This is a genomic window from Azovibrio restrictus DSM 23866 (assembly GCF_000429665.1).
In the GTDB taxonomy this organism is placed as follows: domain Bacteria; phylum Pseudomonadota; class Gammaproteobacteria; order Burkholderiales; family Rhodocyclaceae; genus Azovibrio; species Azovibrio restrictus.
The window spans coordinates 58670-74441 of the sequence record NZ_AUCH01000018.1 but is presented as its reverse complement, the minus strand read 5'-3'; the positions used below and the strand labels follow the sequence as shown (position 1 = coordinate 74441).

The following is a 15772-nucleotide window of genomic DNA, read 5'->3' as shown; positions in this document are numbered from 1 at the left end:
TCTGACGCTTTTCTTGCAATTGGAATGCCCGGTTGCGGCGCTGGAACCTGCCCCGCCCCTGGATTATGATAATGGGATTTCCAACTCCCTCTCCCGGGGCCAGCAATGGCGCCGCTGCAGGAGGGACTTGCCAATTCCAGGAGGAGACATGAAAGCGCCAGTCCAGTTACCCATGGTGTTACCCCTAGGCCTAGGCCGCAAGATATTGATGGTTCTGCTCGGCCCGCCCTTTTTCATCGGGGGCGGGCTGATGCTGTGGTCCGGACTGTTCACGAAATTCAACATGACCGTGGCCGGGATCGGCGCTGGATTCCTGGCCCTCGGCCTGTTCGCCCTGCTGCGACTGCGCGAGCAGCTGACCCTGGATGAAACGGGGTTCTGCCTGCGTCAGGCGTTCTCCCCCCGGCGGCACGCCTGGACGGAGATCGAGAGCTTCTTTCTGGGCGGCTCCCTCGACTCCCCCGGCAACAAGAGAATCTACGTCCATTTCACCCCCGATTCGGGCAAGGCCCCGGGTGAGAGCGGCGAAATCTCGTTCCAGGCCTATTTCCGGGGTTATGGCCCGACCAAGCTGGTGGAGCTCCTGAACCAGCTCAGGATGGCGTACCAGCCCGTGCCGCCCCTGTCCGAGGATCAGCTGTTCGGGCTGGCTTTGAGCGCCATGCAGACTGCGGCCAACCAGCAGCGCCATGACTGTCTGCACGGGGACATCCCGGGGCGCTTCCACAAGAAGCTCATGGGCGCCCTGCTGGAGGAAAGCTGGGGCATCCGCAACGGGGCCGAGGCCCGCCGGATGCTGCAGTGGCTGGACACGGAAGGGCACCGGGACGAGTACGATCAGATCAGGGAAATGCTCGCGGCCAGGCCGGACGTCATCGATCCCCTGGAATTGCTGGCGCCGGAGGCCCGCCAGCAGTTGAAGCGTAAGGAGAAGGATCATTTCGTCTGCGCCGTGCATTACCTGCGCACCCACGGCGAGCGCCATCCCTCCATCCATGCCTGGGACTACTGCCGCCTGGTGGCCGTGGCCCGCCTGGCCGCCGCCGCCGGCTTCATCCTGGATGAGGAGGCCTGGCACTGGATCAGGCTGGCCAGCACCGCACTGAAAGCCCGCTTTGCCTCCTGGCAGGAGATGAGCGAGAACTACATCATCGGCAGGGGCTTCTGGAGCGGCGGCGGGAACATGGATATCTTCGACGACGCCCGCCAGTTCCTCCTGCAGGACCCTTCCAGCCCCTGGACCCGGCTGGCCTGGAAGCAGGACTGAGCCAGCCTCCCTTTCCAGGGGCGCCGCCGGCCCCCCGGCCCGCCCGGCAATCCCTAGCCCTTCACCCGCAGGCCCGAGTAGCCCACGCCGCTGCTCTTGTCCACATGGACCTGCACCGGTATCCGCTCCTTCAGGCTTTCCACGTGGCTGATGATGCCGATCATCTTGCCGCTGGCGTTGAGGCTGTCCAGGGCATCCAGGGCGGTTTCCAGGGTCTCCCCGTCCAGGGTGCCGAAACCTTCATCCAAGAACAGGGAGTCGATGGAGGTCTTGTGGCTGACCAGGTCCGAAAGAGCCAGGGCCAGGGCCAGGCTGACCAGGAAGCTCTCGCCGCCGGAGAGGGTGCGTGTGTCCCGGGCCACGTCCCCCTGCCAGCTGTCGATGATGTCCAGTTCCAGCTCCCCCAGGTCCTTGCGGCGCAGCAGGTAGCGGCCGTGCAGACGGCCCAGGTGGCGGTTGGCCAGGGCCAGCAGGTGGTCCAGGGTGAGGCCCTGGGCGAACTTGCGGAACTTGTCGCCCCGGGCCGAGCCGATCAGGCTGTCCAGCCGTTGCCAGAGGTCGCTGTCGGCCCGCTGCCGGTCGATTTCGGCGAACAGGGTCTGCTGGTTCTGGCGGGCCCGGGTGTCCCGCTCCAGCAGGGCCCGCTCGGCCCCCAGCTGTTCGCTGTGGCTGCGCAGCTGGCTGTCCTGTTGGGCCAGCAGGGCTTCCAGCTCGATCAGGGCCGGCGGTTCCCCGGCACTGGAGAGCTGCGCCTGCAGCTTCTGTAATTTGTCCCGGGCGGCCTGGAGCACGGCTTCGGCCTGCTGCCGGGCCTGCTGCCGCACCTGACTCAGCTGCCCCAGGCGCTGGCGCTCGTCCTCGGAAAGCAGGGCCGCCTGCCAGGCGGCCTGATCGGGGAAGGGACTGTCGTGCAGGGCGGCCTGCCAGGCGGCGGCGCATGCCTGCTCGGCCAGTTCCTGGCGGGCCAGGTCGGCAGCCAGTTGGCTCTGGCGCCCGGCCAGGGCCGCCAGCTCCCGGTCCAGGCGCTCGCTGTCTTGTTCACAGCGGGCCAGCCGGGCGGCGGCCTCGGCCCCATCGGCCGGATCAAGGTCGGGAGCGGCCGTCGCCCCCTCGGGGGCAAGGGCCAGTTCCCGGCCGCGCTGCTCCCACAGGGCAGCCGCAGCCCGGGCGGCCTCCGCCTGGCTCTGCTGGCGGATCAGGGCGCCGGCCAGCTCCTGGCGGCGGAGCTGCCGCTGCTCCCACAAGCGCCACTCGGCTTCCCGGGCCGCCAGCCAGTCGGCAGCAGCAGTGGGCGACGACAGGTCCGGGGCCCCGTGCCCGGCGGCCTGGATGGCGGCAGTGAGCTGGCCGAGCAGATCGGCCCGGGCCTGCTGGCGGGCGGCCAGGGCCTGCTGCAACTCCCCCTGGCGAACCTCCTGGGCTTGGCCCTGCTGCTGCAGCAAGCCCTGCTGGTGCCGGGCGGCTTCCAGGGCCTGCTGCGCCTGGGCGGTCTGCTGGCGGGCGGCCTGGATGGCCGCCTCCCCCTGTTCGGCAGCTTGCAGGTCCTGGGCCAGGCGCTGCAGTTCCTGTTCAGCCCGCTGGCAGGCCGCGGCCAGGGCGCTTTCATCCTCCCAGGCGGCTGCTGCCACAACATCGGATGAAGATGAAAACCCGTCCCCGGACGCCAACGCCTCCAGGGCTTCCTGCCAGAGCCCGGCGAGGCGGGTCAGTTCCGCCACCAGGGCCAGGGCTTCCTTCTCCCCGGCCTCCAGGGTGGCGCGGCTGGCGGCCTGCTCGGCCCGGGCCTGCTGGCCCTTTTCCGTCAGGGCCTTGAGCTCCGCCTCCTTCTCGCCCAGGGCGTTGGCGGTGGCGGACAGGTCGAGGGCCTGGTAGGCGGCGATGGCTGGATGCCCGGTGGCGCCGCACAGGGGACAGGGCTGGCCCGGCTGGAGCTGGTGGCGGTGGGCCTCCAGGCTCTGGATCAGTTTTTCCTGCTCCAGCAGGCGGCGCTTGTCCAGGACTTGGCTGTTGAGGTTTTCATAGGCCCGGCGCAGTTCGCCCAGGGCCTGCTCCTGGCCGGCCATCCGGGTCTGCAAGCGCTGCTGCTGCTCGAGCCGGGCCCGGTGGCGGGCGCTCAACTCGCGCCGCTGGCGGGCCAGATCGGCAAGCTGCCGCTGCTGCCCGAGGTGGGTCTGGGCCTGCTGCCAGGCGGCCCGCAGCCCGGGCAGGCTTTGCCCGGCCAGGCGCTGCGCCTGCTCCTGCAACAGTTGCTGCAGCCTGGCCTCGGCCCGGGCAGCCAGCTCTCCGGCAGTGCCGACCGCCTGGGCCTGGGCCGTCAGGCGCCCCTGCTGGGCGGCGATTTCGGCAGCCAACTGCTGCAACTGCCGCTGCCCGGCAGCGCTTTCCTCCTCCAGGCGCCGGGCTTCGTCGAGGCGGGATTTCCATTCCCCCAGTTTTTCCCCCAGCTGGGCCTGCTGGGGATGGGCGGCCCGGAATTCGTCCAGGGTCCGGAGCTCCTGCTCCAGCTGCCCCAGGGCGGCCTGCGCCTGCCCGGCCAGGAAGGTCGCCAGGGCCCTGGCTTCCTGGTGGCAGCCGTACTGCTCCGCCTGGAGACGCTGCAGCTCCTGGCGCAGCTGGGCCAGCCCGGCGGCACTCTGGCGGCCCAGGGCGGCCGCCTGCTGCCAGGCCAGATGGGGCGCCTGCAGGGCCTGGGCCGGTTCATCCACCGCCAGGCGCTGGAGCTCAGGGACGATCTCAGCCAGGGCTGCGGCGGCCTCGGCCAGCCGGGTTTCGGCAGCCCTGACCTCCTGCTCGCTCCCGGCTAGGTCCAGGCGCCACTGGCGCTGGGCCTGGAGCGTGGCGATCCGGGCCTGACAGGCCGCCAGCTGGCTTTCCAGACCGGCCATCCGGGCGGCCATTTCCGCCCGCTGGGCTTCGCTCAGCAGTTCCACCCCCTCGGCCCGGGCCTGGAGCTGCTCCAGCACCTGACGGGCCGCCCGGGCCTGCTCGAAGACCCGGCGGGAGATTTCCCCGTAGATCTCGCTGCCGGTGAGCTCCTCCAGGAGCTCGGCCCGCTCGTTGGCGCTGGCGTTCAGGAAGGCGGCAAAACCGCCCTGGGCCAGCAGCATGGACTTGGTGAACCGGGGAAAGTCGAGGCCGGTGATCTCCGCGATGCGCTTCAGCTTGTCCGCGGCCTGGCTGGAAAGGATGGTGCCGCTGCCATCGGGGGCCAGCTCGGCCAGTTCCACCTTGGCGGCCTGCAGGGCGCCATCCGCCTTGTCCCGGGCCCGGCGCTGGCTCCAGAAGGCCCGATAGGCCGACCCTTTCACCTCGAATTCCACCTCGGCCAGACAGTCGGCCGTGTGCCGGGTCATGATGCCGTTGTCGCTGCTGGAAATCCGCTCCAGGCGCGGCGTCTGGTGGTAGAGGGCGAGGCAGATGGCGTCCAGCAGGGTGGACTTGCCCGCCCCGGTGGGCCCGGTGATGGCAAACAGGCCGTTATCCACGAAGGGCGGCCGGGTGAAGTCTATGCTCCACTCCCCCTTGAGGGAGTTGAGGTTCTTCAGGCGCAGACGGAGGATCTTCATCCGGCATGCTCCGGAAAAACGGGTTCGCCCCGGCTGAACACGGCGGCCTCCCAGTGGCGCCGGGCGCCGCCGGAAGACTGCCAGCCCGCCCGGCGCAGGGCCCGGCCGATGAACCAGTTCAGGGCCCCGTGCCCGACAAAAAGCACGCTGCCCTGCTGGCCGGCCAGCTGGATCAGCCCGGCGGCGCAGGCAGCAGCCCGGTCCCGGGCCGCGGCAAAGGATTCGGCCTGACGACGGTAGCCCGCCACCCAGGCCAGCCGGAACAGCAGCAACCAGCAGGCCACGGGCAGAGGGGGAAAACGCCAGTCTGCACGGGGCATGTCCAGCTCCCGGAAAGCGGCATCCCCGGCATCGGGCCGAACCCCCAGGGCGGCCGCCGAGGAAAGGGAACGGGGCAGGCTGCTGCACTGCACCCAAGCGGCCTGCCGGGCCAGCCGGAGGGCTACGGCGGGCGGCGGACAGGCGGGATCGATGGGCGCCGCGTCATAGGCATCCACCCAGGCGCCGAAGGCCCGGGCGCTCAGCCATCTGAGGCCGGGGCCCAGGGGCCGGCCATGGCGCATCAGGATGATCTGCATGGGGCTCATGGACCAGGGGCCGGGTCGGCCATGCCCGCCAGGATGTGCCGGTACAGCCCGGTCAGCGCCTCGCGCTGGGGCTCGTCCAGGTCCTCCTGGGCCAGGCGGCGGGCGAAGACCTCGTCCGGACTCAGTTCTTCCAGGGTGAGGCCCGGACTGGCGGCGAGCCGGGCGGCCTCGTTGCCCCGGGCCCGGCGGATGCGCAGGATGTCCACCGGCCAGCCGGCCGTCAGTTGTTCCAGCCGGGCGGGCAGGTCGGCCAGCCAGTCGTCGCCGTTCACCGTCACCTCCAGCCAGGTGGGCCGTTCCGGCGAGCCCAGGGCGGCGGCGGCGCCGATGGGGCCGGCGAGACTGTCCAGGCTGCCCCGGATCGCCGCCAGCCCCTGGAAGCGGGGCACGGGCAGGGGCGTCACCGCCGCCAGGCCAGCGGCCTCCAGGTCCACCAGCAGCATTTCCTTCTGCTGGCCGGCCTCGTCGAAACTGAGGGGCAGGGGCGAACCGCTGTAGCGGATGAGCTCCAGGCCGCCCACCTTCTGGGGCCGGTGGATATGGCCCAGGGCGATGTAGTCGGCCGGAGGAAAAGCGCTGGTGGGAAAAGCTTCCAGGGCGCCCACGTAGATTTCCCGCACCGATTCGCTGGCGCTGGCGCCCACGGTGGTCAGGTGGCCGGTCAGCACCAAAGGCAGGCGCCGGCCCAGGCTGGTTTCCAGCTCCTGCTGGCGTTCCACCAGGGCCTCGTGGACGGCGGCGTAATGGGCCTGGATGGCGCTCTGCAGGGAGCGCTGCTTGTCTTCGCCGCTCTGCCCGGCCTGGCTCTGGAGCAGGTCCCGGGGGCGAATGAAGGGCACCGCCCCCACCAGGCAGCCAGGATTTCCGTCCCGCCCGGGCAGGAGCACGAGCTGGTCGGCCGGATCGGCGCCCGCCGTGGTGATCACCGTGGCCCCCAGCCGGGCCAGCAGCTCCCGGCTTTCGTTCAGGGTGGCGACGGAATCATGGTTGCCGGCCAGGAGCAGCAGCGGCACCCGGAGGGCGTGCAGGCTCACCACCAGCTGGTTGTAGAGCTCCCGGGCATAGCTGGGGGGCGTGCCGGTATCGAACAGGTCGCCGGCGATCAGCACCGCATCCACCTGCCGGGCTTCCACCTGCTCCAGCAGCCAGCCGATCAGGGCCTGATGTTCGGCCTGACGGGTCTTGCCCATGAAATGCTGGCCCAGGTGCCAGTCGGAGGTGTGCAGGAGGCGCATCCAGTCTTTCCCGTTCCGGGTCTGCCATCGAAGGCCGCCACTTTACCGGAGAAGCCGCCGGGGCTGGAGCCCCCCTGCACGCCGCACCAGGGGACAGCCCCGCAATATTCCATTTGCAAGTGCGCAGCCGAAGCTCTTAAATAGGTGTCTGATTCCCATGGAATGGAGCCCGCCATGCAAGCCCCGGCCCTGCGCACCCTGCAAACCGCCCTGCACCTGCCCGACATCGACGGGTGCCTGGGCCCGCAAACCCGTAACGCCGTGCAGGCCTTCCTGCAACAGGCCGCCCCCGACACGCAAGAAGACTGGCGCAGCTGGCCGGCCGGGCGCCAGGCCCAGCTGGCCCTGCAGCTCCAGTGCCGGGCGGCGGGTTTCGACCCTGGTCCCCTGGACGGCCTCTGGGGGCCCCAGAGCCGTCACGGGGCGGAGCAGCTGGCCTATCTGCAGGCCCACGGCCAGCCGCCCGCCCCCTGGCGCCAGGAGCGCGTGCCCCCCAACCCCAACGGCTGGCCCCTGGAACGTTCCGCCGAGCTGCGCGCCTGCTACGGGGAGCCCGGGGAAGCCGGGCTGGTGTCCTGCCCTCTGCCCTATCCCCTGCGCCTGGCCTGGGACCCGGCCACCCGGGTGGAACGCCTGCGCTGCCACGCCCGGGTGGCCCCCAGCCTGGGCCGGGTGCTGGCCCGGGTGCTGGACCACTACGGCATCGGCCAGCTGGGAGAACTGGGCCTGGACCTGTTCGGCGGCTGCTACCAGATGCGCGACAAGCGGGGCGGCAGCGCCCTTTCCACCCACGCCTGGGGCATCGCCCTGGATTTCGACCCGGATCACAACCAGCTGCGCTGGAACAGCCAGCGGGCCCGCTTCGCCCGCCCCGAGTACGAGCCCTGGTGGCAGTGCTGGGAGGCGGAAGGCTGGGTGAGCCTGGGCCGCAGCCGCAACTACGACTGGATGCACGTCCAGGCCGCCCGCCTGTAAGCCCGGGCCCCCTATCCATTCCCCCCACATCCCCGCCCCGGAGGCTGCCATGACCGATCCCATCCTGCTGCAACTGCCCACCCCGCCCCAGCCCATCCGCGACGGAGACTGGGAGGGCCAGTCGATTCTTACGGGCGCCTATGCCCGGGACGGGGGAACGGCTCCCCCGCCCCTGGAACTGGCGCCGGACACGGTGCTGGAGCTGGAGCTGGAGGACGGCACCCGCATCCTGGTGGCCGCCGCCGACGCGGAACGCTATCTGGGCCGGCAGGCCGACCGGGACGGGGGCCCGGCCCTGCTCCAGGCCGCCCTGGCGCCGGAGCTGCGCGGCCTGCTGGCCGGCGCGGCCCGGGACGGACTGGGCCGCTGGCTCTTGAAATCCCTGCGGGTGTTCCGCCAGGGCCCGGCGGGCATGACGGCCCTGGCCGCCGCTGGCGCCTTCCAGGACTACGCCCTGGAAAACCGCCAGGGCCTGTACCGGCTCGACAACCAGCGCTGGCAGCTCTACCCCCTGACGGCCATGCCGGCCGCCGACGCCCCCTCCCTGCTGTTCATCCACGGCACCGCCTCCTCCACCCGGGGCAGTTTCGGCAAACTCTGGGACAACAGCGCCCGGGCGACCCTGGCTGCCGCCTACGGGGAGCGCATCTACGGCTTCGAGCACCGCAGCCTGAGCGAAAGCCCCATCTGCAACGCCCTGGCCCTGGCCCGCACCCTGCCGGCTGGGGCCCGGCTGCACCTGGTCAGCCACTCCCGGGGCGGCATGGTGGGGGAACTCCTGGCCCGGGCCAACCGGCTCGGGGAGGTCCCCTACTCGAGCAGCGACATCCAGGGCTTCCTGGAACAGGCCCAGCAGACCGGGCGCCCGGGCCACGCGGAAGACGCGGCCCGGCTGGAAGAACTCAGCCGCCTGCTGCAGGACAAGGGGATCCGGGTGGAGCGTTTCGTGCGGGTGGCCGCCACGGCCCGGGGCACCACCCTGGCCTCGGGGCGCCTGGACCGCTGGGCCAGCGTCATGCTCAACCTGCTGGGAGGCGGCCTGGAGCTGGCGGGCAAATCCATCCCCCTGCTGGAGCCCCTGTCCCAGGGTTACCGGCTGCTGAAGAACTTCCTCCTGGCGGTGGTCAAGGAACGCACCGATGCCCGGGTGCTGCCGGGCCTGGAGGCAATGATGCCCGACTCGCCCCTGGTGGCCCTGCTCAACGATCCCCGGGTGGAGCTGGACATGCCCCTGCACGTGATCGCCGGGGATTTCCAGGGCAAGAGCCTGCTCACCTGGCTCGGGGACTGCCTCCTGGAAAGCTTCTACGGCGGCCACACGGACCTGGTGGTGAACACCCCTTCCATGAGCGGCGGCGCCCGCCGCCGCCCGGGCATCTGGCAGAAATCCGTGCGCGGCCCGGATGTCACCCACTTCACCTATTTCGAGCGGCAGGAAAGCTACCAGCCCCTGCTCCAGGCCCTGGCCGGGGACAACCACAGCTTCACCGCCCTGAGCGGCCCCTCCACCGACCCCATCGCCCGGGATGTCCGACGGCCCGCGCCCCGGGCCGACGCCCCCATCGTCCTGATGCTGCCCGGCATCATGGGCAGCCACCTGGCCCTGGCCGACGAGCACATCTGGTTCAACCCGGTGGAACTGATCGCCGGACACATGAACCGTCTCGCCATCGACGCGCCCCAGGTCAGCCCCCGGGGCTGGCTGGACAGGAGCTACGCCGCCCTGGCCGCCTACCTGGGCGCCAGCCATGAGGTCCGCCCCTGGGCCTATGACTGGCGCCTCTCCATTGCCGCGGCGGCGGCGGCATTCACCCCGGTCCTGGAGCAGGCCATGGACGACGCCCGGGCCCGCCGCCAGCCCCTGGGCATCATGGCCCACTCCATGGGCGGGCTGGTGGCCCGGCTGGCCCTGGCCGGCCGCTGGGAGGAATTCAAGGCCATTCCGGGCAGCCGCCTGGTGCAGTTCGGCACCCCCAACCAGGGCTCCCACGGCATGGCCGCCGTGCTCACCGGCCGGGACCGCTTCATCCAGCAGATCGAGCAGTGGCTGGACTGGCGCCACGACATGGGGGAATTCCTGGAGATCGTCAGCCGCTACCCCGGGGTTCTGGAGCTGCTACCCTGGCCCCAGGCCGACGGCAAGGCCCCGGACGGGGTGGATTATTTCGATCCGGCCACCTGGGCCGCCTGGGCCGGGGAAGACCGGGAAAACCGGGAACGGCAGCGGGCGGCAGACTTTGCAACCGCCCCGGGCGCCGGCGACGGCTGGCGCCCGCCCCCGGCAGAAGCCCTGGCCGCCGCCCGGCAGCAGGTGGAACAGCTGGCGGCCGCGCCCCTGGACCCGGCCTGCTGCGCCTACGTGGCCGGCCAGGCCCCCACCCCCGTGGCCCTGCGCTGTCACGACGGCCAGATGGAAATCCGCTGGAGCCAGGCGGGTGACGGCCGGGTGGCCTGGGCCACCGGCATCCCGGCCGGAGTGCCGGTCTGGTATGCCCCGGCCGCCCACGGGGACCTGATGCGGGCCCAGGACTGCTTTGCCGCCTACCTGCAACTGCTGCAGACCGGCCGCTGCCCCCTGCCCGGCACGCCCCCGGCCAGCCGCGCGGCGGGCCCCGGCGGATTCCAGCCTGCCCCCCTGGCGCCGCCGCGCATCTACCCCAGCCCGGAAGAGGTGGAAGCCGCCGCCCTGGGAGGCGCCGCCCCCGGCCAGCCGACAGCGGCGGCAGAAGCCGAACCCGCCCGTATCGGCATCACCCACGGCAGCCTCGCCAACGCCGGCAGCCCGGTGCTGGTGGGCGCCTACAGCCATGAATCCCTGCGCGGCAGCGTCGGCTTCGTAAACAAGCAGCTGGGAGGCGGCCTGGAGCAGGCCCGCAACCTGGGCCGCTTCAACGGCTGGGCCGGAGAGGTGCTGGTGTTCCCGGCCCCGGCGGGCAGCCGCTTTCCCGGGGCCGTGGTGCTGGGGCTGGGCAGCCTGGGTGATCTCACCCCCGGCCGCCTCACCCGGCTGCTGACCCAGGGCCTGCTGGAGTACGTGCGCAATCTCGCCCAGCGCTCGCCCTCCGCCCCCGAACCGGTGTCCCTGGCCACCCTGCTGGTGGGCAGCGGTTACGGGGGCCTGGGACTCAGCCTGGCCCTGCGCAGCCTGGCCGACGCCCTGCGGGAAGCCAACCGGCGCCTGCAGGAGACCCCGGGCCTGGCCCCCATCGCCAGCCTGGAACTGTTCGAGGAGGAGGAAGCCCGGGCCATCGCCGCCGCCCGCAGCCTGCAGGAACTGGTGCGGGAAGAACGCTACCGGGACTGCCTCAGCTACGACGGCAGCCTGGCCCGGGCCGCCGGCGCCTTCCGGGGCCCCGGGGAAGCCCAGGACCAGGACCGCAGCCAGCATTGGCCGCGGGTGCACGTCACCGCCGGCGCCCAGGGCGAGGCCCTGCGCTTCACCCTGATCACCAGCCAGGCCAGGAACGGGGTGGATGAGGAACCCGATCAGCGCCAGGCGGTGGACGGCCTGCTGCGCGCCGCCACCGGCAGCACCCGGGACCAGCCCGGCCTGTCCCGGGCCCTGTTCGAGCTGATGATCCCCAACAGCCTCAAGGCGGCCATCGCCGACCTGCGCGGCCTGATCCTGGGGGTGGACGACAAGGCGGCGGTCTATCCCTGGGAACTGATGCGCCCGGAAGCCGGAGGCCAGCCCCTGGCCTGCCGGGTCGGCCTGATCCGCCAGCTGGCCAGCCCCCACGGGCGCAACAAGGTGCGGGTGGTGCGCAACCGCCGGCTGCTGGTCCTGGGCGACACCCGTTCCGGCCTGGTCGAACTGCCCGGGGCCCAGCGGGAGGCCCGGGCCGTGGCCGGGCTGTACGAAGCCCAGGCCTACAGCTGCATGCCCCTCTACCAGGCCGACAGCCAGGACATCCTGGCGCGCCTGTTCGACGGGGAATACCAGGTCATGCACCTGGCCGCCCACGGCCAGGTGGCGGAGGCCGGCGCCGGCCAGACCGGGCTGGTGATGGAAGCCGGCGTGTATCTCACCACGGCCCAGATCAGCAAGCTGCGCCGGGTGCCGGAACTGGTGTTCATCAACTGCTGCCACCTGGGCAGCATGGCGGGCGACGCCCGGCCCCGCTGGGGCAGGCTGGCGGCCAATCTGGCCACCGAATTCATCGAAATGGGCTGCAAGGCGGTAGTGGCCGCCGGCTGGGCCGTGGATGACCAGGCTGCGGAAACCTTCGCCACCACTTTCCACAGCGCCATGCTGGCCGGTCACCCCCTGGGGGACGCGGTGCTGCAGGCCCGCCAGGCCACCTATGCCCGGCACCCGGACTGCAACACCTGGGGCGCCTACCAGGCCTACGGGGATGAACGTTACCAGCTGGCCCCCGACCCCCGGGCCGAGGAACGCCTGCCCGACTACCTGCACCCGGCCCAGTTCCACACCGACCTGCTGCAGCTGCACGCCCGCAGCCAGCTCACCCTCACCGACGCCCCGGCCCGGGAGCGCTACCAGGCCCGCCTGAACGCCCTGGAAAACGCGGCCCGAGGCCGCTTCCTCCAGTACGGCGCCATCCGTGGCAGCCTGGCCGCTGCCTGGAGCGAACTGGGAGAGCCCGGCTGGGCCCCGGCCATCAGCCATTACCGGGCCGCCCTGCTCCAGGCCGACGGCAGCGCCCGGCTGGACATGGTGGATGCCCTGGCCGCCCTGGAAACCCTCCAGGGCCTGGCTGAACTCCGGCAGGGCAAAGCGGAGGGGCTGGCCCTGGTGGAACAGGGCCTGAAGCGGCTGGAACTCGCCCTGGCCCTGGGAGAAAACGCCGGACGCCGCTACCGGCTGGCCCAGGGGCTGGCCTGCCTCAGCCTGGCCCGGCTGCACAGCCGGCGCAATCCCGAGAAGAGCCTGGAGCAGATGCGCGCCAGCTGCCTGAGCGCCAGCACCCTAGCCCGGGACGGCGGCGAATCCTGCCACGGGCCAGCCCTGCTGGCCGCCCTGGATGCCACCCTGATCCTCGCCGCCCGGGGCCAGGCGGCGGCCCTGGCCGAATGGCAGGCCCAGGGCCAGGTCTGGCTGCAGGAGCTGGCTCAGGACTCCAGTGACGCCCTCCTGATGCTGGAAGCCGAGCGGGTCAGCGCCCTGGGCCACAGCCTGCTGCACCCGGGCAGCCCCGCCGCCCTGGAAGATCCCGCCCTCGGCACCGCCCTGGCCCGCCGTTACCAGGCTCAGGCCGCCGCCCTGCGGGAACGCCAGACCCTGGAAACCCAGGCGGCGCACCTGGACTGGCTGGCCACCCTCTGGCCTTCCGGCCCCACCCAACAGGCCCTGGCCAAACTGACCCAGGCCTGGCGTAGCGGCGGCGGCATCTGAAATCCTGGACAAGCCTGGCCCGAACTGCCCAGCCGCGGCCCTGGAGGGCAAGCCCTCCAGGGCCTGGGCAGGGCCCCCGTCCCGCAACAGGGCCGATCCCGCAGCTTGAAAATCCCCCGGAAAACGGGGAACATCCGGCCCCTTTCCCCGCCGGCGGCGGGGCTGACTGAACTGTTGGAGGGGCCATGGCCGAGCAAATTTCCCAGCGTGAATTCCTGCACATTCCGGTGGAGCGCATCATTCCCGACCCGGCCCATGCCCGGCGGCGGCTGGACGCGGAAGAACTCAAGGGCCTGGTCAACTCCCTGCAGCGCCTGGGGGTGATCCATCCGCTGCTGGTGCAGCCTGCCGACGCCAACGGCCAGTACCGGCTGATCGTCGGGGAGCGGCGCTGGCGGGCCGCCCGGGAAGCCGGGCTGGCGACCGTGCCGGCCCTGGTGCATTCCTGCTCGGCGGAAGAGGCCCTGGAACTCCAGGTGTTCGAGAACATGGGCCAGGGGGTGCGTCAGCCTCTGGAACCCCGGGACATGGCCCGGGCCATCGCGCGCATCGCCCGCCGCTACGAGGACCAGGAGGCCGCCGCCGGACATTTCGGCCGCAAGGGAGCCTGGCTGCAGCAGGCCACGGCCGCCGCCCGCCTCTCCCCGGAAGTGGACGCCCTGCTGGAAACGGGCCGGCTGGGCAGCACCAGCACCGCCCTGCAGCTGGAAAAGCTGGCCCGCAAGGATGAAGGCCAGGCCCGGGAACTGATAGAACGGATCGCCCAGCTGCCGGAAGGGGAAAAGCTGCCTCGCCAGGAGGTGGAACAGGTGCTGGTCCGGGCCGGGGTGAAGCGGGCCCGCAAGCCGCCCCAGGCGGAAGCGGATGCTGAATATGCGGCCCCGGCCCGCCCTGCAGCCCCGACCCCGGCCGACAGCCCGGCGGCGGCCCCCGGGGCCAGCGAGCCCCCGCCCTGGGAAAGCGCCACGCCGGAACCGGCCGTGGTGCGACGCCGGGTGAACCCGGGCAAGGTGCGCCAGGTGGCCCAGCTCCTGGGAGTCAGCGACGGGGATGAAGAGGAAGTCCTGGCCCGGCTGATCGACGAATTCCTGGCCCTCAAGGGCGAAGCCTGAGGCCCGCCTCCGGGATCCCCGGAACTGACAACCCCCTCCAGCGCCCCTCCCCGGGGCGCCTTTCCCGGGCAGCACTAGCCCCGCAGCGCCCCCCAGCTAAGCCCGAAGCGGGCCAGGTATTTGCGCAGCCGGTCGGCGTCGTTGCTCTGTTTCTTTTCCACCCGCGATACCGCAAACAGCCGCCGCCCTGCCTCCGACAGGCTGGGGCTGGCGCGGCAGACGGCGATGACGGCATTCAACTGGCTGCGGTCGAAGAGGTCGAGCTGGTCCGCTTCGCCGCCAAGCACCTGGGCGCAGGCGTCGGCCGTGGGTTCTTCGGCCCAGGTGGCGGTGAGGCGGGCGATTTCGTCGGCGACGTCGCTTTCCGTGATGCGCCCGGCGGTAGCCAGCGTGGCGAGGCGGGTGAGGGAAGCGCCCAATTCGCGGAAGTTGCCGTGCCAACGCGCGGCCTGTGAGGTGGCGAAGGCCAGGTAGCGGCGCCTTGCTTCGACATTGAAACGCACCTGCTGGCCGTGTTCGGCGGCGAAGCGTTCCAGCTCGTAGTCGAGGTTGGGTTCGATGTCCTCCGGGCGGCCGGCGAGGCCGGGCAGGTCGAAGGTCCACAGGTTGATGCGGGCGTAGAGGTCTTCGCGGAACTTGCCCTGGCGCACCCACTGGCGCAGGTCGCGGTGGGTGCCGGCGATGAGCTGGAAGTCGCTGCTTGCCTCCTGGTCGCTGCCGAAGGGGAAGAAGCGTTTTTCCTCGATGGCTTTGAGCAGCATGGCCTGTTCGTCGAGGCCGAGTTCGCCGATTTCGTCGAGAAAGAGCAGGCCGCCATCGGCGGAACGAAGCAAGCCGGGCCGTTCCTGTTGCGCGCCGGTAAAGGCGCCCTTGCTGTGGCCGAAGAGGGTGGACATGGCCGAGTCGCCGCGCAGGGTGGCGCAGTTCACTTCGATGAAACGGCCTTTCAGTTGCTGGCGCTGGCGTTTCAGTTCAAAAACGCGGCGGGCGAGGAAGGACTTGCCGGCGCCGGTCGGGCCGACCAGCAGCATCGGCGCGCGCGAACGGCCGGCGACCTGTTCGATCTGCTCGATCATCCGGTTGAACGCCGGGTTGCGCGTGGCGATGCCGGATTTGAGGAAGGACAGGTTGTCGTCGCGCTCCCGGGCGAAACGCTGGGCGATGCGGTCGTAGCGGGACAGGTCCAGGTCGATGATCTCGTAGCTGCCGACCGAATTGGCGATCTCCTTCTTGCGCGGCGGCGAGGTCTGCAACAGGCGCGCCGGCAGGTAGTGCGCCTCGGCGAGCAGGAACCAGCAGATCTGCGCCACGTGGGTGCCCGTGGTGATGTGGATCAGGTAATCCTCGTTCTCGGTATCGAAGGGATAGCTGCGCGCTAGGTCGTGCAGAGCGGTGTACACCTCCTCGAAATCCCAGGGGTCGCGCAGTTCCATTTCCAGCCGCTTGAACTCGGTCTCCGGCGAAATGCGGGCGACGTCGTTGCCGATGCGCTCGGCCAGGCTGCGGCTGCGCGCGTCGTGGATCACTTCCAGCCTATGCACGACCAGGTCTTCCTGCTGGCACAGGGCGACGGTGGGCCGCCACTTCTCCCAGCGGGCGCTGCCCTTGCCGGCATAGTCGAGCTGGATGCCGACAAAGCCGATGACGACGGTTTTTTTCATGGGGAGGGGAATC

At 71.1% G+C, this 15772-nt stretch carries 8 protein-coding genes; 4 read left to right on the top strand and 4 right to left on the bottom strand.

Features of this window, described 5'->3' with window-relative positions; translation table 11 throughout:
- The first annotated feature begins 250 nt into the window (after positions 1 to 250).
- Entirely contained in the window at positions 251 to 1267 is a 1017-nt protein-coding gene (locus G474_RS0115015; RefSeq protein ID WP_169729530.1) for a DUF1266 domain-containing protein, read from the top strand.
- Positions 1268 to 1320: 53 nt separating this feature from the next.
- Here the strand turns inward: G474_RS0115015 and G474_RS24475 are convergent, their stop codons facing one another.
- Genes G474_RS24475 through sbcD form a run of 3 tightly spaced genes read right to left on the bottom strand, consistent with a single transcriptional unit; the run spans position 1321 to position 6655 of the window.
- Positions 1321 to 4833: an AAA family ATPase gene (locus tag G474_RS24475; RefSeq protein WP_026687690.1), complete on the bottom strand. Its 3513-nt coding sequence runs from the start codon at positions 4831 to 4833 to the stop codon at positions 1321 to 1323.
- Positions 4830 to 5420 carry a histidine phosphatase family protein gene (locus G474_RS0115005; RefSeq protein WP_156919286.1) on the bottom strand — a complete coding sequence of 197 codons (591 nt, stop codon included), beginning with the start codon at positions 5418 to 5420 and terminating at the stop codon, positions 4830 to 4832. Before G474_RS0115005 ends, G474_RS24475 begins: the two co-directional genes overlap by 4 nt.
- Positions 5417 to 6655, bottom strand: a complete 1239-nt coding sequence (sbcD, locus tag G474_RS0115000; protein WP_026687688.1) for an exonuclease subunit SbcD — start codon at positions 6653 to 6655, stop codon at positions 5417 to 5419. The genes G474_RS0115005 and sbcD overlap by 4 nt, the downstream gene beginning before the upstream one ends.
- A 174-nt stretch (positions 6656 to 6829) precedes the next feature.
- Here sbcD and G474_RS0114995 point away from each other — a divergent pair, with 174 nt between their 5' ends.
- From G474_RS0114995 to G474_RS0114985, 3 genes are all read left to right on the top strand, one after another.
- Positions 6830 to 7630, top strand: coding sequence for a peptidoglycan-binding domain-containing protein (locus G474_RS0114995; protein WP_026687687.1), 801 nt, complete (start codon positions 6830 to 6832; stop codon positions 7628 to 7630).
- Between the two features lie 49 nt (positions 7631 to 7679).
- Complete coding sequence (locus G474_RS24470; RefSeq protein WP_026687686.1) at positions 7680 to 12986, top strand: DUF7379 domain-containing protein; 5307 nt, start codon at positions 7680 to 7682, stop codon at positions 12984 to 12986.
- Between the two features lie 185 nt (positions 12987 to 13171).
- Entirely contained in the window at positions 13172 to 14098 is a 927-nt protein-coding gene (locus tag G474_RS0114985) for a ParB/RepB/Spo0J family partition protein (protein WP_026687685.1), read from the top strand.
- 74 nt (positions 14099 to 14172) lie between these two features.
- On the opposite strand, the gene rtcR is transcribed toward G474_RS0114985, so the two are convergent.
- Entirely contained in the window at positions 14173 to 15759 is a 1587-nt protein-coding gene (gene rtcR, locus G474_RS0114980) for an RNA repair transcriptional activator RtcR (RefSeq protein WP_026687684.1), read from the bottom strand.
- Between the last annotated feature and the right edge of the window lie 13 nt (positions 15760 to 15772).